At 76.1% G+C, this 18,966-nt stretch carries 12 protein-coding genes, 1 tRNA gene and 1 pseudogene; 5 read left to right on the top strand and 9 right to left on the bottom strand.

Annotated features, from left to right (window positions below):
- Positions 1–42: 42 nt before the first annotated feature.
- The 5 genes from AC2TDM_RS06160 to AC2TDM_RS06180 all read right to left on the bottom strand — a co-directional run bounded on the left by AC2TDM_RS06160 (position 43) and on the right by AC2TDM_RS06180 (position 8,492).
- A complete protein-coding gene (locus tag AC2TDM_RS06160) occupies positions 43–1,212 on the bottom strand; it encodes a pyridoxal phosphate-dependent aminotransferase (RefSeq protein WP_484636399.1) in 1,170 nt (389 codons plus the stop codon).
- A 368-nt stretch (positions 1,213–1,580) separates the two neighbouring features.
- Positions 1,581–2,123 carry a hypothetical protein gene (locus tag AC2TDM_RS06165; RefSeq protein ID WP_484636141.1) on the bottom strand — a complete coding sequence of 181 codons (543 nt, stop codon included), beginning with the start codon at positions 2,121–2,123 and terminating at the stop codon, positions 1,581–1,583.
- Positions 2,124–2,320: 197 nt separating this feature from the next.
- On the bottom strand, positions 2,321–5,134 hold the full coding sequence (gene adhE, locus AC2TDM_RS06170; RefSeq protein ID WP_090035001.1) for a bifunctional acetaldehyde-CoA/alcohol dehydrogenase: 2,814 nt from the start codon (positions 5,132–5,134) through the stop codon (positions 2,321–2,323).
- 267 nt (positions 5,135–5,401) lie between these two features.
- Positions 5,402–7,675: a cation:proton antiporter gene (locus tag AC2TDM_RS06175; protein WP_484636142.1), complete on the bottom strand. Its 2,274-nt coding sequence runs from the start codon at positions 7,673–7,675 to the stop codon at positions 5,402–5,404.
- A gap of 64 nt (positions 7,676–7,739) precedes the next feature.
- A complete protein-coding gene (locus AC2TDM_RS06180) occupies positions 7,740–8,492 on the bottom strand; it encodes a ZIP family metal transporter (RefSeq protein WP_090035006.1) in 753 nt (250 codons plus the stop codon).
- Between the two features lie 179 nt (positions 8,493–8,671).
- Between AC2TDM_RS06180 and AC2TDM_RS06185 the strand changes: the two genes are divergently transcribed.
- Positions 8,672–10,171, top strand: a complete 1,500-nt coding sequence (locus tag AC2TDM_RS06185; RefSeq protein ID WP_484636143.1) for an outer membrane protein assembly factor BamB family protein — start codon at positions 8,672–8,674, stop codon at positions 10,169–10,171.
- Between the two features lie 18 nt (positions 10,172–10,189).
- On the opposite strand, the gene AC2TDM_RS06190 is transcribed toward AC2TDM_RS06185, so the two are convergent.
- Entirely contained in the window at positions 10,190–10,591 is a 402-nt protein-coding gene (locus AC2TDM_RS06190; RefSeq protein ID WP_484636144.1) for a four-helix bundle copper-binding protein, read from the bottom strand.
- Positions 10,592–10,840: 249 nt separating this feature from the next.
- Here AC2TDM_RS06190 and AC2TDM_RS06195 point away from each other — a divergent pair, with 249 nt between their 5' ends.
- Together AC2TDM_RS06195 and AC2TDM_RS06200 are read left to right on the top strand one after the other, a co-directional pair.
- Complete coding sequence (locus AC2TDM_RS06195) at positions 10,841–12,736, top strand: glycoside hydrolase family 15 protein (protein ID WP_484636145.1); 1,896 nt, start codon at positions 10,841–10,843, stop codon at positions 12,734–12,736.
- A gap of 85 nt (positions 12,737–12,821) precedes the next feature.
- Positions 12,822–13,874: pseudogene (locus AC2TDM_RS06200) on the top strand (glucose 1-dehydrogenase).
- Positions 13,875–13,876: 2 nt separating this feature from the next.
- Here AC2TDM_RS06200 and AC2TDM_RS06205 read toward each other — a convergent pair.
- From AC2TDM_RS06205 to AC2TDM_RS06215, 3 genes are all read right to left on the bottom strand, one after another.
- Positions 13,877–13,949: transfer RNA gene (locus tag AC2TDM_RS06205), tRNA-Arg, on the bottom strand.
- Positions 13,950–13,983: 34 nt separating this feature from the next.
- Complete coding sequence (locus AC2TDM_RS06210; RefSeq protein WP_484636146.1) at positions 13,984–14,868, bottom strand: D-hexose-6-phosphate mutarotase; 885 nt, start codon at positions 14,866–14,868, stop codon at positions 13,984–13,986.
- A gap of 26 nt (positions 14,869–14,894) precedes the next feature.
- Positions 14,895–15,578 carry a FadR/GntR family transcriptional regulator gene (locus tag AC2TDM_RS06215; RefSeq protein ID WP_090035019.1) on the bottom strand — a complete coding sequence of 228 codons (684 nt, stop codon included), beginning with the start codon at positions 15,576–15,578 and terminating at the stop codon, positions 14,895–14,897.
- 123 nt (positions 15,579–15,701) lie between these two features.
- Here AC2TDM_RS06215 and argS point away from each other — a divergent pair, with 123 nt between their 5' ends.
- Positions 15,702–17,381: an arginine--tRNA ligase gene (argS, locus tag AC2TDM_RS06220; RefSeq protein WP_090035020.1), complete on the top strand. Its 1,680-nt coding sequence runs from the start codon at positions 15,702–15,704 to the stop codon at positions 17,379–17,381.
- Positions 17,382–17,485: 104 nt separating this feature from the next.
- On the top strand, positions 17,486–18,838 hold the full coding sequence (lysA, locus tag AC2TDM_RS06225; protein WP_484636400.1) for a diaminopimelate decarboxylase: 1,353 nt from the start codon (positions 17,486–17,488) through the stop codon (positions 18,836–18,838).
- The last annotated feature ends 128 nt before the right edge of the window (positions 18,839–18,966 follow it).

Raw genomic sequence — 18,966 nt, forward strand, 5'->3', positions numbered from 1 at the left:
TCGGTGGGGCGAGTCGCACCCGGTGGGCGGTGCCCTGCCGGGTCAGCGGGGCATCGCGCGCAGCCGGGCCACCGCCTCGTGCAGGACGTCCTCGCGCTTCGTGAAGGTGAACCGCACCCACGAGCGCAGCTCGCGGTCGGTCGCGGACCCCTCGTGCGTGAAGGCCGTGACCGGCACCCCCGCGACCCCGGCCCGGCCCGGCAGCTCCCGGCAGAACGCGGCGCCGTCCTCGACGCCGAGCGGCGCGGCGTCGGCCAGGACGAAGTAGGTGCCCTGCGGCACGACCGCCGCGAACCCCGCGTCCCGCAGCCCGTCGACGAGCAGGTCCCGGCGCACGGTGAGCGAGGCGACGAGGTCGTCCACCCACCGCGCCACCCCGGGGTCGCCGAGCGCGAAGGCGATCGCCGGCTGCAGCGGCGCCCCGGACACGTAGGTGAGGTACTGCTTGACCGTCCGCACCGCGTCCACCAGCGCGGCGGGCCCGGTGACCCAGCCGATCTTCCAGCCCGTGAGGCTCAGGGTCTTGCCCGACGACGAGACCGTCAGCGTCCGCTCGGCCATCCCCGGCAGGGACGCGATCGGCACGTGCCGGGCCGCAGGGTCCAGGACGAGGTGCTCGTAGACCTCGTCGGCGAGCACGACGAGGTCGTGCCGCACCGCGAGGTCCGCGACGACCGCGAGCTCGTCGGGCGTGAGCACCGTGCCCGTCGGGTTGTGGGGCGTGTTGAGCAGCAGCACGCGCGTGCGGGAGGTGACCGCCTCGACGAGGGCGTCGAGGTCCGGGCGCAGGCCGTCCGGCCCCGGTCGCAGCGGCGCGGTGGTGTGCCGGGCGCCGCTCATGGCGACGACCGCGGCGTAGGCGTCGTAGAAGGGCTCGAGGGTGAGCACCTCGTCGCCGGGCCCGGCGAGGGCCAGGACCGCCGCCGCCAGCGCCTCGGTGGCCCCGGCGGTCACGAGCACCTCGCGGTCCGGGTCGACGCGCAGCCCGTAGTGCCGCTCCTGGTGCGCGGCCACCGCCTGCCGCAGCGCGGGGATGCCGGGGCCCGGCGGGTACTGGTTGTGGCCCTCGACGAGCGCCCGGGCCGCCGCGGCGACGACCTCGGCCGGCCCGTCCGTGTCCGGGAAGCCCTGACCGAGGTTGACGGCGCCCGTGGCCGTGGCGAGCGCCGACATCTCCGCGAAGACCGTCGCCCGCAGCGTGCCGCCGCGCATGAGGCCCGCGGCCCGCGCGACCTCCTGCCAGCGGGCGGGTGCGGCGGCGGTGCCCGACGGGCGCGTGGTCGGCGTGGTGCTGGTCACCCCGCGAGGATAGGCGCGGGCTCGTCCGCCGGCGCCGGAGGGTCAGGCGGGACCGAGGCCCGCGGCCGCCGCGAGGCCCGCGCCCAGCACGAGCACGAGCGAGCCCCACGCCGAGACGACCTACCACTCCGGGTGGGTGCGGCGCAGGCTGCGCTGCGGGGTGCGGGCGGACATGCCTCCACCATCGGCCCCGGCGCCGCCCGTCGTGAGGGTGCCGCGCCCGGGACGGACGGATTCACCCGGGTGCTGTCACGGACGGCCGGGCGGGCGACCCGGTCGGGTCAGCCCTGGGTGGCCGCGAGCTCCTCCGACAGGCCCTGCAGGCGCTGCGCCAGGTCCGCGAGCGCCGTCGCGGCGTCCCCGCCGGCCGAGCCCGCGAGGGCCTCGAGCTCGGCGCGAGCCTCCTCGAGGCGCGTGCGGGCCTGCTCGACGGCCTCCGCCGGGGCGGTGCTGCCCGCGGCGGTCGCGTCGTCGAGCACGCGCTGGGCGTCGTCGACGGCGGTCTGCGCGTCGGCCAGCGCGTCCTGGCCGCCCTGCGCGGCGTCGGCCCCGAGCCCCTCGACCTGGGCCCGGGCGGCGTCGATCGCGTCCTGCGCGCCGGTCACCTGCGCCCGGGCCTCCTCGACCGCGCTGCGCGCGCGGTCGACGGCGTCCCCGGCCTGCGCCGAGATGCTGGCGGCCGCGCCCTGCGCCTGGTCGATGGCCTCCTGCGCCTCGGCGCACCCGGCGAGGGCGGGCAGCAGCGCGCCGGCGACGAGCAGCGCGGTGGCGGCCGGCCGCAGGGGGTGGCGCCGTCGTCGGGGGAGGGCCGTGGTGCTCGACATGACCACAGTCTGCACCGGGGGGGCGGGGCCGCACGGTCCCGGCGTGCGGCTGCCGACGGCGTCGGACCGACCCTCGTCGTCCCCGGGCGCCCGGACGCGACGGTGCCCCGCCCGGCGCAGGCCGGACGGGGCACCTCGTGGCGGCGCTCCGGGGTGGCGGCGGCGGCACGACCCACCGCCCCCCGGACCGGGCCGGCTCAGGCGACGCCCGCGCCGACCCCCTCCGCCGTGCGACCCCGGACGTCCTCCAGCGACGTGCCGTAGTAGGCCGCGGTCATGATCGCCTTCATGTCCTCGATCATCGGCATGCGCGGGTTCGCCGGGGCGCACTGGTCCTCGTAGGCGCCCATGGCGACCTCGTCGAGCCGGCCGAGGAAGTCGGCCTCGACGACGCCCTGCGCCTGGAAGGAGCCGGGGATGCCGACCTTGGCGCGCAGGGACTCGACGGCCAGCGCGTAGGACTCGACGCCCTCCGCGGGGGTCGCCGCCGGCAGGCCGAGCATCGCCGCGACCTGCTGGAAGCGCTCGGGGGCCACGTAGTGCTCGTACTTGGGCCACGAGGTGAGCTTCGTCGGGACGGTGCCGTTGTAGCGGATCACGTGCGGCAGCAGCGTGGCGTTCGTCCGGCCGTGGACCAGGTGGAAGGTCGAGCCGACGACGTGCGCCATCGCGTGCACGATGCCCAGGAACGCGTTCCCGAACGCCATGCCGGCGATCGTGCCCGCGTTGTGCATCTTCTCGCGGGCGTCCTTCGTCGCCGGGTCGGCCGGGTCGCCGTTCACCGACAGCGCGAGGTTGTCGAAGATGAGGCGGATCGCCTGCAGCGCCATGCCGTCCGTGAAGTCGTTGGCGTAGACGGACACGAACGCCTCCGTGGCGTGCGTGAGGGCGTCGAAGCCGGAGTCGGCGGCGAGCGACCGCGGCATCTTGGAGGTCAGGACCGGGTCGATGATCGCCACGGTGGGCGTGAGCGCGTAGTCGGCCAGCGGGTACTTCTTGCCCGCGTCGGGGTCGGAGATGACCGCGAACGGCGTGACCTCCGCGCCGGTGCCCGAGGTGGTCGGGATGCAGACGAGCTTGGCCAGGTCGCCCAGCGTCGGGAACTTGAAGGCGCGCTTGCGCACGTCGAAGAACTTCTGCTTGAGGTCGGAGAACACGATCTCCGGGTGCTCGTACAGCAGCCACATGACCTTGGCGGCGTCCATGGGGGAGCCGCCGCCCAGCGCGATGATCGTGTCGGGGCGGAAGTGGCGCATCTGCGCGGCGCCGGCCTGGACCGTGCGCACCGAGGGCTCCGGCTCGACCTGGTCGATGATCTGCAGCGCGACCTTCGTGTGGCGCCGGTTGAGCACGTCGATGACCTTGTCGACGAACCCGAGGGTGGTCATCGTGGCGTCGGTGACGATGGTGACGCGCTCGACGTCGGGCATGTCCGCGAGGTAGCGGATGGCGTTCGGCTCGAAGTACGTCTTGGCCGGCACCTTGAACCACTGCAGGTTGTTGTTGCGGCGGCCCACGCGCTTGATGTTCACCAGGTTCACCGCCGAGACGTTGTTCGACACCGAGTTGTGGCCGTAGGACCCGCAGCCGAGGGTGAGCGAGGGGATGAAGGCGTTGTAGATGTCGCCGATGCCGCCGAGCGAGGAGGGCGCATTGGTGATGATGCGGACGGCCTTGACCCGGCTGCCGAACTCCTCCATGAGCGCCTCGTCCTGCGTGTGGATGGCGCCCGAGTGGCCGAGGCCGTCGAACTCCACCATCTGCTCGGCCAGGGTGATGCCCTGCTCGGTGGTGCTCGCGCGCAGGACGGCGAGGACCGGGCACAGCTTCTCGCGCGTCAGCGGCTCCGACGGCCCGACCTGCGACACCTCGGCGAGGATGATCGACGTGTCGGCCGGGACGCGGAAGCCCGCCTGCTCGGCGATCCACGCCGGGGACTTCCCGACGACCGCCGGGTTCAGCTTCGCGCCGGCGCAGTTCTCGCCGCCGGCCTCGACGCCGAAGATGAACCGCTCGAGCATCGCCTTCTCGGCGGGCGTCGTGCGGTAGGCGTGCAGGACTGCGAACTCCGCGAGGGCCTCGTCGTAGATCGCCTCGTCGAGGATGACGGCCTGCTCGGAGGCGCAGATCATGCCGTTGTCGAAGGCCTTGGACAGGACGACGTCGTTGACGGCCCGCTTGAGCTTCGCCGTCTTCTCGATGTAGGCGGGCACGTTGCCGGCGCCGACGCCGAGCGCGGGCTTGCCGCAGGAGTAGGCGGCGCGGACCATCGCGTTGCCGCCGGTGGCCAGGATGAGGGCCACGCCCGGGTGGTTCATGAGCAGGCCGGTGGCCGCCATCGACGGCGTCTCGACCCACTGGATGCAGTGCTCGGGGGCACCGGCCGCGACCGCCGCGTCGCGCACCACGCGGGCCGCGGCGACCGACGACTGCTGGGCGTTGGGGTGGAACGCGAAGACGATGGGGTTGCGGGTCTTGAGGGCGACGAGCGCCTTGAAGATCGCCGTCGAGGTCGGGTTGGTCACCGGCGTCATCGCGCAGACGACGCCCACGGGCTCCGCGATCTCGACGATGCCGTTGAGCTCGTCGCGGGCGACGACGCCGACCGTCTTGAGGTCCGCCATCGAGTTCGTCACGTGCTCGCACGCGAAGATGTTCTTCACGGCCTTGTCCTCGAAGACGCCGCGGCCGGTCTCGGCCACCGCGAGCTGGGCCAGGTGGCCGTGCTGGTCGAGCGCGGCGACGGCGGCCTTCTTGACGAGGCGGTCGACGTCCTCCTGCGTGAAGCGCGCGTACTCCGCGAGCGCCTTCGTGGCGTTGGCGACGAGGCCGTCGATCGCGGCGGCGACGGCCGCGTCGTCGGCGGCCGGTGCCGCGACGGTGGGGGTCGCGGCGGTGGGGGTCGCAGGCGTGGGGGTCGCGGGGGCGACGGGCGCCGTCGCTGCGGCACCGGCAGCGGCCCTGGGCGCGCGGGTGCGGGTGGCGGGGGTGCCCGTCTCGGTGGTGGTCACCGTGGTCTCCTGTCCGTGGGAGGGGGCCGGCGCGGGGCTGGAGCCCGTGCCCGCCTCGGTACGTCCACGACGCTAGGGACGGTCCGACGACGATCCCTGGGACCCACGTCCCGAAGTCGTCCCACCACCTCACGGGTGCGCGCGCGGGCGACGGGGGACCGGGACGGAGGTCCCCCTCCGCCGCCCGCCGTGCCGCCTGCCGTGCCGCCTGCCGTGCCGCCTGCCGTGCCGCCTGCCGTGCCGCCTGCCGTGCCCGCGGACGGCCGGTCAGGGACGGACGCGCTCCACCCACGAGGCCGACATCGCCTCGTCCTCCAGGTCGAGCTCCCGCAGCATCCGCCGCATGACCTCCTCGTCCAGCTCGCCGCGGTCGCGCCGCCGCACGAGCACGGCGCGCTGGGCGGCGACCAGCCGACGGCGCAGGTCCTGCACGCGCAGGCTCTGCTCCCGCGTGCTGGGGGAGGCGCCCGACGAGCGGGTCCCCGGGCGGCGCAGCCGCGCGAGGCGGGCGGCGCCGGAGCCGGCGCCGGCGCGGCGGTCGTCGTCCGGACGGCCGCGGTCGTCGCCGCCATCCCCGTCCCCGTCCCCGTCCCCGTGCCCGTCCCCGTGCTCGTCCCCGTGCTCGTCCCCGTGCTCGTCCCCGTGCTCGTCCCCGTGCTCGTCCCCGTGCTCGTCCCCGTGCTCGTCCCCGTGCTCGTCCGCCGTCAGGTCGTCGGAGTCCCCGTCGCCGCCGCCATCGGTCGCCGGTCGGCGCGACGAGCGGCCGGGGGCCTCCAGCGGCTCGGCCTCCTCGGCGAACGGGTCCGGTCCCGACCCGCCCTCGCCGGTCGGTCCGCCCGCCGAGGCGACGGCGGCCTCCGCCGCCTCCGCGGCGGCACGGGCGTCCGCCGCGGCCGTCGCGTCGAGGTGCCTGGCCGGGGCAGGGTCGTGGTCGTCGGCGAGGGCGTCCTGGTCGCGGGCGTGCTCGTCGCGGGCCTGCTCGTCGCGGGCGTGCTCGTCGCGGGGGTGCTCGTCGCCGGGGCCTTGCGCCGCGGTGGGCTCCGGGGACGCCGCGCCCGCGGGCACGGGGAGCGCGGCGACGACGACGTCCTCGTCCTCGTCGTCGGTGTGCGGGTCGAGGACCTGCGCGGCCGCCGTCGTGCGGCGTTGCCAGGCGGCGGAGATGCGGTCCAGCGCGACGTCCGCGCGCTCGCGGCCCAGCGCCTGCCGCCACACGGGCCGCTGGTCGGCGAGCACCTGCTCCACGGCCTCCTGCGCGGCGCGGCGGGCGGCCGCCTCCTGGGCCGCGTCGGCCCGCTCCTCGCGCTCCGACCCCACCCGGAGGCGGCGGATGACCGCCGGGAGCGTGAGCCCCTGCAGCAGGAGGGTCCCGATGGCCACGGCGTAGGCGGCGAGCTGCAGGGTGGCCCTTTCGGGGAAGTCGGCGTCGTCGATGGTCTGCGGGATCGCCGCGGCGGCGGCGAGGGTCACCACGCCGCGCATGCCGGCCCAGCTCACCACCGCCGACTCGCGACGGGTGAGCGCGTCGCCGGGCGGCCGGTGGCTGCCCGGCAGGCGCAGGTCGTCGAACCGCCGGGTGGCGTACACGTACAGGGGCCGGACGAGGACGACGGTCGCCGCGGTCGCCGCCGACACGAGCACGCCGTGCCCCAGCCCCTGGTCGGAGGCGACGAGGTCGCGCACGAGCCACGGCAGCTGCATGCCGATGAGCGCGAACGTGAACGCCTCGAGCAGCAGGTCGACCGTCGACCACAGCGGCCCCTGGTACAGCCGCGTCGCGTACCCCGCCCGCGGCGACTGGTGCCCCAGGTAGAGACCGGCGGCGACGACGGCCAGGACGCCGGACCCGCCGACGGCCTCCGCGGACCAGTACGCCGCGAAGGGGGTCAGCAGCCCGAACGCGGAGGCGACGACGGGGTCGTCGAGCCGCAGCCGCGCCCGGTGCAGCAGCCACCCGAGCGCGAGCCCCACGCCGACGCCGGCCACCACCGCCAGCGCGAAGGTCCCCGCCGCGTCCCCGAGCGCCCACGCACCGGTGGCGACCCCCGCGAGCGCCACCTTGTACAGCGTGAGGGAGGTCGCGTCGTTGATGAGGCTCTCGCCGGACAGCAGGGTCATGACGCGCCGCGGCAGCCCCAGCCGGCGACCGACGGCGGCGGCGGCCACCGCGTCCGGCGGCGCGACGACCGCGCCCAGCACGAGCGCCGCCGCGAACGGCAGCTGCGGCACCAGCGCCGTGACCACGGCCGCCACCGCGAACGCGGTGACCACGACGAGCCCCACGCCCAGGCGCGTGATGGAGCTCAGCGACCGGCGGAAGTCCCGGTAGGAGCTGGCCTGGGCCGCGGAGTACAGCAGCGGCGGCAGCACGAACTCCAGCAGCAGCTCCGGGTCCACCTCGTACCGCGGCACGCCGGGGACGAAGGACACGAGCAGCGCCACGGCGAGCACCACGAGCGGGGCGGACCAGCCCCGGCGCCGGCACGCGGCGGCGACGACGACCGCGCCGGCCGCGAGCAGGAAGACCTCGACGTGGTGCACACGACCTCCGGTCGGCACGGGTGCCGACGCGGGTGCGGCCGGCACGGGGGCGGGGGCGGGCGGACTACTCCCCGCGGGACAGGGCGAACGCGACGACGAAGCCCAGGCTCGCGACGAGACCGGTGAAGGTGCGGGTCCGCTCGAAGGCCTCGGGGATCATCGTGTCGGCGACCATCGTGAGGATGGCGCCGGCCGCGACGGCGGTGATGACCGCCACCGTGGTGGGGGAGGCCGTGCCGAGGACGGCGTACCCCAGGGCGGCGGCGATGCCGACGACCACGGCGATCGTCGTCCACACGCCGAAGACGTACCGCGCGGACCGGCCCGCCGCCTTCATCCCCGCCGCGCTCGACAGGCCCTCCGGGACGTTGGAGATGACGACCGCCGCGACCATGGCGGTGCTGACGCCCCCGCCGCCGAGCAGGCTCAGCCCGAGCACCACCGACTCGGGGATGCCGTCGAGCAGCGAGCCCACGGCGATCGCCAGGCCCGACCCCGCCTGCTGCCCCTCCGACGGCTGCGGGTGCGACGAGCGCTTGCGGTGCCGGGCGCCCCAGCGGTCGAGCGCGAGGTTCGCCCCGACGTAGGCCACGGCGCCCGCCAGCAGCCCGACCGCCGCCGCGGCGATCCCGCCCGTGTCCGCGGCGTCCGCCGCGAGGTCGAAGGCGAGCGCGGAGATGAGGACGCCGGACCCGAAGGCCATCACCCCGGCGGTGACCGCGGCGGGCACCTTGACGAACCAGGCCACGAGCGCCCCGAGCACCAGGGCGAGCCCGCCCACGAGGCCCCAGCCCCCGGCGACCAGCCATCCCGTCATGTGCGACCTCCCGGCGCCCGCCCGCGACCGGGCCGCGGGCCGGTGCTCGACCACGGGCCGCCCGTCGGACCGACGCACAGCCTCACCCCGGTGGGGAGGACCCGCCACCGCTGCCCGGCCCTGCCCGTCATGGGGAGGCCTCCTGTGGCACCCTCGTCGGGCACGGGAGGGGACGGCCGATGGCGGCGGGACGCCGGTACCACGAGGCGGTGTGGGACGACGAGGAGGAGCCCGTCGCCCCGCCCGTCGACGCGGCCGGGCCGGCGCGGCGACCGGCACCGCGTCCGTCACGGCGGCTGCTCGTCGGTGCGGCGGTCGTGGTCGCGCTCGCGGGCGGCGGCGCGCTCGTCGTCGACCGCGAGCGGGAGGCGCGGGTGGACGAGCGCCTGGCGCGGACCGACGGGCTCAGCGCCGGCCTCGGCCGGCCGCTCGTCGCCGCGTGGTCGGTGCCGGGCGAGGACCCGCGGTTCCTCGACGACCTCGTGCTCGTCCAGCGCGAACGCACCACCGTGGCCGTGAGGCTCGACGACGGCAGCGTCCGCTACGAGGCGGAGGGCCGGTGCGCACCGACCACCCCGACGGGGGCGGTGCCGCCCGACGAGGCCCTCGTCGTCTGCGAGCGCTACGAGGGCGACGGCGAGGGGCCCGGCTTCACGCGGGTCGTCGTGCTGACCGCCGCGACCGGTGAGCGGCTGCAGGCCTTCACCGTGCCCGCGGCGGGCGGTGGGTCGAGCGTCGTCGCCCGGCACCTCGTCCGGCACCAGGTCGACCTCGGCGGACGGTTCGAGGTGACGGCGCTGTCCCTCCGCACCGGCGAGGAGGCGTGGACCCACGAGGGCCGCGAGGGCGGCGGCTTCCCCGGCGTGTTCGCCTGGTCCTCGCGGCTCGACGAGGTGGTCCTCGACGTGTCGGGCGAGCGGGTGCGGTTCGACGCCGCGACCGGCGAGGTCCGCGCCGGGGAGACCCTCGTCGGCTGGGAGCCGGGCGGCACGGCCCAGCGCGGCGCCGGCTGGGAGGCGCGGCAGGTGCTCGACGGCAGCGGCAGGCCGGCGGTGCGCGTGGGGGCGGAGGACGGCGACGGGACCGGCGGCGAGGATGGCGTGCCCGGCGACGGCCCGCTCCTGCCGGGGGGGCTCGCCGTGACGGCCGTCGACGACGGGACGGCGCCGGGGCTCGTCGTCCTCCTGGAGGACGTCGACGGCGGGCAGGACCTCGTCGCCCACGACCCGGGGTCCGGCGACGAGGTGTGGCGGACGGGCGTGCCGCGCGGCGCGCTGCGGGCGGATCTGCTCGAGGGGCTGCTCGTCGTCGCGACCTCGGAGGGCGTGCGGGCCCTCGACGCGGCGACGGGCGAGGAGCGGTGGCGGACGGCGGCCGGGGCGGCGGTCGGCCGCGGGCAGCTGACCGACGGCCGACGGGTGCTCGCGCCGGAGACGGCGGACGGCGTGCCCGCCCTCGTCGCGCGCGCGCTCGGGGACGGGCGGCTGCTGTGGCGCACGCCCGTCACCGATGTCCTGCCCGCGTCGGCGGGTGACGGGCAGGACGGCAGGGACCGCGGCGGGGACGGCGGCGGGGACGGCGGCACGGACGACCTCGAGCTGCGGCGCGGCCCCGACGGCGCGGTCGTGGCCGCCGACGGCCGCACGGTCGCGCGGCTGGTGCCGCCGGGCGACGGGTAGGCCCCGATCCCGGGACCGTCAGGCGATCGTGGTGAGCAGCTGCCGGCACAGCTCCTCGCACGTGCGGCACGCCTCTGCGCAGATCCGGCAGTGCTCGTGCATGCCCGCGTGCTCCTCGCAGTGCGCGCCGCACGACCGGCAGGCCGTCACGCACGCCTGGAGCTGCGCCCGGGTGATCGCGGCGTCGTAGGCCGTGTGCCGGGACAGCACCCGCACGGTGGTGGCGCAGATGTCGGCGCAGTCGAGGTCCGCGCGGATGCACGCGCGCAGGTCTGCCACGGCGCCCTCGGACAGGCAGGCGTCGGCGCAGGCCGTGCAGGCCTGCGCGCACGTGGCCGCGCCCTCGACCGCCTGCGCCAGGAGGTCGTGGTCGAGGTCGACCTGGGCGGGGGTGGTGCGGATCATCTCGGCGACCTTCACGGCGGACCTCCTGGCTCGGCGGGGCGTCCCGGTGGGCGGTCGGGGCACCTCGTCGCGACCCGGCCGGTGGCACCGACGCTAGGGGCGGTGCCGGGGTCCCGCACCCGAGCCCGTCCCGCCCCCGGGGTGCCGACGCCTGCCCCGGGTCGTCCCGCCGGATCCTGCGGTGGCCGCGGTGCCCGTCGACGGGCAGCCTGGTCCCCGGGCGCAGGGCGCCGCCGGGGACGACCGAGCGGGACGGGGAGGCGCGTGATGCGCATCGAGGACTACGCCCTCATCGGCGACACGGAGACGGCGGCGCTCGTCGGGCGGGACGGCTCGGTCGACTGGCTGTGCCTGCCGCGGTTCGACTCCCCGGCGTGCTTCGCCGCCCTGCTCGACGACGAGCGCACCGGCCACTGGCGGATCGCTCCGGTGGGCGCCGGTCACGCCTCGCGGCGGCGCTACCGCGGCGACACCCTCGTCCTCGAGCAGGAGTGGGACACGCCCGACGGCACCGTCCGCGTCGTCGACCTCATGCCGCCGCGCGACGGCCTGCCGGACGTGGTGCGCCTCGTCGAGGGCGTGTCCGGGCGCGTCCGCGTGCGCAGCACCCTGCGCCTGCGCCACGACTACGGGAGCGTGGTCCCGTGGGTGCGCCGCACCGCGACCGGCGTGCGCGCGGTGGCCGGCCCGGACGCGGTCCACCTCGACACCCCCGTCCCGCTGCACGGCGAGGACCTCGCGACGATCGGCGAGGTGGAGGTCGGGCCGGGCGACCGCGTGCCCTTCGTGCTCACGCACGCACCCTCGTGGCATCCCCACCCCCGGCACGTCGACGCGTTCCGCGCCCTCGACGAGACGGTCCGCTTCTGGGAGGGCTGGCTCGAGGACTTCACGTTCACGGTCGACCCGACGAGCCCCGCCGGGCGCGTGCCGGGCCGGTCGGAGCGGTGGACGGCCGCCGTGCGCCGGTCCCTCGTGCTGCTCAAGGCGCTCACGTACGGCCCGACGGGCGGGGTCGTCGCGGCCGCGACGACGTCGCTGCCCGAGTGGATCGGGGGCGTGCGCAACTGGGACTACCGGTACTGCTGGCTGCGCGACGCCACGTTCACGCTCCAGGCGCTGCTCGGCACGGGCTTCGTCGAGGAGGCCGCCGCCTGGCGCGAGTGGCTGCTGCGGGCCGTCGCGGGGGACCCGGCCCGGCTGCAGATCATGTACGGGCTCGACGGCACGCGGCGGCTGCAGGAGTACGAGCTGCCGTGGTTGCGCGGCTACGAGGGGTCGTCGCCGGTCCGGGTGGGCAACGCCGCCGCGGACCAGTTCCAGCTCGACACCTGGGGCGAGGTGCTCGACGGCCTGCACCTGGGCCGCAGCGCCGGCCTCGAGACCGACGACACGGCCTGGGACCTGCAGAAGGCGCTGCTGGACCACCTGGAGGGGCACTGGCGGGACCCGGACAACAGCCTGTGGGAGGTGCGCGGGGAGCGCCGGCACTTCGTGCACTCGAAGGTGCTCGCGTGGACCGGCCTGGACCGGGCCGTGCAGGCCGTCGAGCAGTTCGGCCTCGACGGCCCGGTGGACCGCTGGCGGCGCACCCGGGACGAGATCCACGCGGAGGTGTGCGCGCGGGGGTTCGACGCGGACCGGGGCACCTTCACGCAGTCCTACGGCTCCCGCGGCCTGGACTCGGCGACCCTGCTGATCCCGCAGGTGGGGTTCCTGCCCTGGGACGACGAGCGCGTGGTCGGAACGGTCGACGCCGTGCAGCGCGAGCTGCTGCGCGACGGCTTCCTCCTGCGGTACGACACCGGCGCCGAGGGCGTCGACGGCCTGCCCGGCGACGAGGGCGCTTTCCTCGCCTGCACCTTCTGGCTGGCCGACGCCCTGCACGGCATCAGCCGGACCGACGAGGCCGTCGACGCCTTCGAGCGACTTCTCGGGCTGTGCAACGACGTGGGGATGCTCAGCGAGGAGTGGGACCCGCGCGCCGGCCGGCAGCTCGGCAACACGCCGCAGGCGTTCAGCCACGTCGGCCTCGTCAACACCGCCCGCCACCTGTCCGGCAGCCACCCGGCCGACCTGGACCCGCACCTCACCGCCGCGCACCGCGCCCGGCGCCGCGGCCTACCCGGCGGCGGCAGCGCGGAGCGAGGGCCCGTCTGAGCAGCACCCCCCGTCCGGCGTCCAGACCTGGGCGTCCCCGTCCGTCGCCGTCCGGCGCGGGCGGCCCGCACCCCAGGAGATCCCGATGCGCGCCCTCACCGTCGCCCCCGGCCAGGCCGGGTCCCTGCAGCTCACCGACCTGCCCGAGCCGGAGCCGGGTCCCGACGAGGTCCTCGTCGAGGGCCTCGCGCTCGGGGTCTGCGGCACGGACCGGGAGATCGCCGACGGCCTGTACGGCTGGGCGCCGGAGGGCCGCGACCGCCTCGTGCTCGGTCACGAATCGCTCGGCCGGGTCCTGCGGGCGCCGGACGGCGGCGACCTGGCGCCCGGCGACCTCGTCGTCGGCATCGTGCGGCGGCCGGACCCCGTGCCGTGCGGCGCGTGCGCCCACGGGGAGTTCGACATGTGCCGCAACGGGGGCTACGTCGAGCGGGGCATCAAGCAGGTGGACGGCTACGGCAGCGAGCGGTGGGTCGTCGAGGCGGACTACGCGGTCCGGCTCGACCCCGGCCTGGCCGAGGTGGGCGTGCTCATAGAGCCGACCACGGTCGTCGCCAAGGCGTGGGACCAGGTGCGTCGGGTGGGGGAGCGCGCCTGGTTCGAGCCCCGGACCGCGGTCGTCACCGGCGCCGGGCCGATCGGCCTGCTCGCCGCGATGATCGGCGTGCAGCAGGGCCTGGAGGTGCACGTGCTGGACCGGGTCGCCGACGGGGTCAAGCCCGAGCTCGTGCGCGACCTCGGGGCGACGTACCACCACGAGGGGCTGGAGGCGCTCGTGGAGCACGTGACGCCGGACGTCGTCATCGAGGCGACCGGCGTCGGGTCCCTGGTCCTCGGCGCGATCGGCGCGACCGCCTCGTACGGCATCACCTGCCTGACGGGCGTCTCGCCGGCCGGGCGCCGGCTGCAGGTGGACGCGGGCGCGCTCAACCGCGAGCTCGTGCTGGAGAACGACGCGGTCATCGGGTAGGTGAACGCCAACCATGGGCACTACCGGCTGGCCGCCCAAGCCCTCGCGCAGGCCGACGAGGCGTGGCTGCGGCGGCTCGTCACGCGGACCGTGCCCCTCGACCGGTACGCCGAAGCGTTCGAGGCGCAGGACGACGACGTCAAGGTCGTCGTCGACCTGACCTCCTGAGGTGCCCGCGAAAGGACTCGAACCTTCGACCTTCTGCTCCGGAGGCAGACGCTCTATCCACTGAGCTACGCGGGCGGGCGCCGGCGGACCGGCACGGGCAGGGAGCCTATCAGCCCTGCCGGTACGTGACCGTCAGCGTGTGCTGCTCGCCCGGCTCGAGCCGGACCGCGGCGGGGGCCACGGCGGCCGTCTCGACGCAGACGAACCCCCTGTGCTCGCCCGGTCCCACGTCCGCCATCCCGGCGGCGACCTCCGCGCCCGGGTTCCACACCACGGTCGCGGAGGCGCCGGCGGGCAGCACCTCCGTCGTCCCGTCGGCCGTGTCCAGCACGGTGCGCCCGCCGTGCGCGTAGGTCCGGTCGACCTGCCCGGGGAAGGTCACCGGCGTCCCGGCGGGTGCGTGCCGCCCGCCGTCGACGCGGTCGTCCCAGGGCGCGTCCTCCAGGCCGAGCACGCGGGTCCCGTCGAGGCCCGGCACCCGCAGGTAGGTGTGCAGCGCGGCCTCGTACGTCCAGGCCTCGTCGTCCGTGTTGGTGACGGTGAGCGCGAGGCCGAGCTCGCGTCCGACCGCCACCGCCAGGCGCGCGGAGAAGCGGTGGGGCCAGGCGCTCGCGCGCGTCGCCTCGTCGTCCTCGAGCCCGAGCACGACGCGGACGACGTCGCCGTCCACCTCGGACCCGACGAGGGACCACGGCACGCGCCGCGCGAACCCGTGCGCCGGGGCGGACCGGTCGTGCCCGTGCGGGCCGAACCACGGGAAGCAGACCGGGACGCCGCCGCGCACCGGCACGCCCGGCTCCCAGCGCGTCGCGGAGCTCAGCCACAGCCCGGGCCGGCCGCCCGCCGGCTGCCAGGACAGCACGTGCGCACCCTGCAGCAGCACGCGCGCCGTCGCCGCGGGACCTGTCACGTCGAGCGCCGGCATCCCGGGCGCGACCTCGACCGGGACGACCGCACCGCTCACCGCACCCCCGCTCACCGCGCCTCCGCTCACCGCGCCTCCGCTCACCGCGCCCCCGCTCACCGCGCCACCGCCGTGGGCCGCGCCTCGTCGTGCTGGGAGAGGAACTCCGACAGGTACGTGTTCGTCTCCTCCACGGCGCGCTCGACGTCCCCGGCGACGATGGCCTCGATGAGGCCGTCGTGCGCGTGGGGGCCGTGCGTGTCGCCGACGAAGTTGAACCGGATGTTCTCGCCGATGGCGTCGATGAGGTTGTCGTAGAGCGTCAGCAGCACCGGGTTGGCCGCGGCCAGCAGCACCGCGCGGTGCAGGGCGAGGTCCGTGGCGACCATGCGGTCCATGTCGCCGGCCTCGTAGGCGGCGGACCGCTCGTCGCGGCAGCGCAGGAGCGTGCTCGCGTCCGTGGCGGAGCGCCGCCGGGCTGCCAGGCGTCCTGCCTCGACCTCGAGCGCGCGGCGCACCTCGATGACGTCGCGCTGGCGGGCGTCGACCATGTGCCGACCCATGGACACCGCGAGCTCGGAGGTCGACAGCACGTAGGTGCCGGACCCCTGCCGCCGCTCGACGAGGCCGGAGTGCGCGAGGGACTGCACCGCCTCGCGCACGGTGTTGCGGCCCACGCCCAGCAGCTCGACGAGCGCCGGCTCCGGGGGGATGCGGGTGCCGACCGGCCACTCGCCGGAGACGATCCGTGCGCGCAGGGCCTCGACCGCGCCGTCGATGAGTCCGGTCCGTCGTGTCATCCCCGGAGGGCTCCCCGCTGCGGCATGGCGTGCAGTCAACACCGCGAGGTCGTCCCAGGGCCAGCGAGGTCGCCCCGGCGGACGACCGCCGGGCCGTGCCCACGGCCTCGGTACCCTGGCCCGGTGACCCCCCTCCAGCTGGCGCAGGCCGTCCGCGCCGCCCTCGTGCAGGCCGTCGAGGACGGCACCCTCGCGCTCGACCCGGCGCTGCTGCCCGACGAGGTGCGCATGGAGCGGCCGCGCCAGCGCGAGCACGGGGACTGGGCGACGAACGTCGCGCTGCAGCTGGGCAAGAAGGCCGGCACGAACCCCCGGGACCTGGCGGCCGACCTGGCGGCCCGGCTCGGCGCGACGCCGGGCGTCGCATCCGTCGAGGTGGCCGGCCCCGGCTTCCTCAACGTGCGCCTCGACGCAGCCGCCGCGGGCGAGCTCGCCCGCACCGTCGTCGAGCAGGGGGAGGCGTACGGCCGCAACGACACCCTCGCGGGGGTCGCGCTCAACCTCGAGTTCGTCTCGGCCAACCCGACCGGTCCGCTGCACATCGGCGGCGTGCGCTGGGCGGCGGTGGGGGACAGCCTCGCGCGCGTCCTGCAGGCCTCCGGCGCCTCGGTGACCCGGGAGTACTACTTCAACGACCACGGCGCGCAGATCGACCGCTTCGCCCGCTCGCTGCTGGCACGCGCCCTCGGTCAGGACGCGCCCGAGGACGGCTACGGCGGGCAGTACATCGCCGACATCGCCGACCGCGTCGTGGCCGACGCGCTCGCGGCGGGGGAGCCGGACCCGCGCACGCTGCCCGCTGCCGAGGCGACGGAGGCGTTCCGCGCCCGCGGCGTGGAGCTCATGTTCGGCGAGATCAAGGCCTCGCTGCACGCGTTCCGCGTCGACTTCGACGTGTACTTCCACGAGGACTCGCTGCACGAGAGCGGTGCGGTGGAGCGCGCGGTGGCCCGCCTGCGGGAGCTCGGCCACGTGTACGACGCCGACGGCGCCGTGTGGCTGCGCACCACGGACTTCGGCGACGACAAGGACCGTGTCGTCATCAAGTCCGACGGCGAGGCCGCGTACATCGCCGGTGACATCGCCTACTACCTCGACAAGCGCGAGCGCGGCGCCGACCGCGTCGTCATCATGCTCGGCGCCGACCACCACGGGTACATCGGCCGCATGATGGCCGTCTGCGCGGCCTTCGGGGACACCCCGCACGTCAACCTCGAGATCCTCATCGGGCAGATGGTGAACCTCGTGCGCGAGGGGCAGCCGATGCGCATGAGCAAGCGCGCGGGGACGGTCGTGACGATCGACGACCTCGTCGACGCGGTCGGCGTCGATGCCGCGCGGTACTCGCTGGCGCGCTCGTCGGCGGACTCGAGCATCGACCTCGACCTGGACCTGCTGTCCCGGGCGACGAACGAGAACCCGGTCTTCTACGTGCAGTACGCCCACGCCCGCACGGTCAACGTCGGGCGCAACGCGGCCGACGCCGGCGTGCGCCGCGAGGACGGCTTCGACGCCTCCCTGCTGGACCACGAGTCGGAGGCGGTGCTGCTCGGGCAGCTCGCGGAGCTGCCGCGGATCGTCGCGCAGGCCGCCGAGCTGCGCGAGCCGCACCGCGTCGCCCGCTACCTCGAGGAGCTGGCCGGCGCGTACCACAAGTGGTACGACCAGCGCCGCGTCACCCCCTTCGGCGACGAGACCGTCTCCGACACCCACCGCACGCGGCTGTGGCTCAACGACGCGACGCGGCAGGTCCTCGCCAACGGGCTGGGGCTGCTCGGGGTGAGCGCGCCGGAGCGGATGTGACCGGCGCCGCGGACGAGGCAGCCGGGGACGCAGCCGGCGACGGCCGTCCCGACGTCGCGGCCGGTCCCGCGCCGACGACGACCGGCACCCCCGTCCCCACCTCCGTGCCCGGCGAGCCGTGGTCGGCCGGCGTCACCCGGGGGCCCGACGGCGCCCTCCGGGTGGCCGGCGCCGACCTGCGCGAGCTCGTCGCCGCGCACGGCACGCCCGCCTACCTGCTCGACGAGGCCGACCTGCGTGCGCGGGCCCGCGCCTACCGGGACGCGTTCACCGAGGCCTTCGCCGCCGTGGGCGCCGGCGTGGACGTGTACTACGCCGGCAAGGCGCTGCTGACGGTCGCGGTGGCGCGGTGGGTGCACGACGAGGGGCTGCGCATCGACACCGCCACCGGTGGGGAGCTGGCCGTGGCGCTGCGAGCCGGCGTGCCCGGCGCCCACATCGGCCTGCACGGCAACAACAAGTCCGACGCGGAGCTCGAGGCCGCGGTGGCCGCCGGCGTCGGTCGGGTCGTGCTCGACTCGCTCGTCGAGATCGGGCGGGTGGCGGCCGTCGCGCAGCGGCACGACGTGCGGGTGCCGGTCATGGTGCGCGTGACCACCGGCGTGCACGCGGGCGGCCACGAGTACATCTCGACCGCCCACGAGGACCAGAAGTTCGGGCTGTCCGTCGCCGTCCCGGCCGGGGCGCAGGACAGCCCGGCGATGACGGCGCTGCTCGCGGTGCTGGACCACCCGGGGCTCGAGCTCGTCGGGATCCACAGCCACATCGGCTCGCAGATCCTCGACGCGGAGGGCTTCGTCGTGGCCGCACGGGCCGTGCTCACGCTGCGCGGCGAGCTGGCCCGGCGCACGGGCGTGCTCGTGCCCGAGGTCGACCTCGGCGGCGGTTACGGCATCGCCCACCTGCCGGGCGAGCGCGCGCTGGACCCGGTGGTCGTCGCCGGGCGGCTCGCGCAGGGGGTCGCCGCGGTGGCGGCCGAGCTGGACCAGCCGCTGCCGCGGTTCTCCATCGAACCGGGCCGTGCGATCGCGGGGCCGGCGGGGCTGACGGTCTACGAGGTCGGCACGGTCAAGCCCGTGCGCACCGAGGACGGGACCGTACGGACGTACGTCTCCGTCGACGGCGGCATGAGCGACAACCTGCGCACCGCGCTGTACGGCGCGAGCTACCACGCCGAGCTCGGCGACCGGGTGTCGGACGCCCCGGGGGTGCCGGCGCGCGTGGTCGGCAAGCACTGCGAGAGCGGTGACGTGGTCGTGCGCGACGTGGTGCTGCCCGGCGACGTGCGCGCGGGCGACCTGCTCGTCGTCCCGGCCACCGGCGCCTACGGACGGTCGATGGCGTCCAACTACAACCAGGTGCCGCGCCCGCCCGTCGTCGCGGTCCGCGACGGGGCCGCCCGCGTCCTCGTGCGCCGCGAGACCGTCGAGGACCTGCTCGCGCTCGACCTGGGATAGCGCGTCCCGCGGACGGGCGCTCGCGGACGGACGCCCGGTCCCCGGCACCGCCACCCCTATCCTGTGACCCGCCCGCCCCGGACCACGCGGGTGCCGTCCTCGTCCTCCGGACGAGCCGCCGTACCGAC

The organism is Cellulomonas sp. plas2 (assembly GCF_057221735.1).

Bases quoted from the DNA above. Each gene is read 5' to 3' on its own strand.
- AC2TDM_RS06160 (WP_484636399.1), bottom strand. From the start codon at position 1,212: ATGCGCGGCGGCACGCTGCGGGCGACGGTCTTCGCGGAGATGTCGGCG.
- AC2TDM_RS06165 (WP_484636141.1), bottom strand. From the start codon at position 2,123: ATGTCGAGCACCACGGCCCTCCCCCGACGACGGCGCCACCCCCTGCGG.
- AC2TDM_RS06180 (WP_090035006.1), bottom strand. From the start codon at position 8,492: ATGACGGGATGGCTGGTCGCCGGGGGCTGGGGCCTCGTGGGCGGGCTC.
- AC2TDM_RS06215 (WP_090035019.1), bottom strand. From the start codon at position 15,578: ATGACACGACGGACCGGACTCATCGACGGCGCGGTCGAGGCCCTGCGC.
- AC2TDM_RS06185 (WP_484636143.1), top strand. From the start codon at position 8,672: ATGGCGGCGGGACGCCGGTACCACGAGGCGGTGTGGGACGACGAGGAG.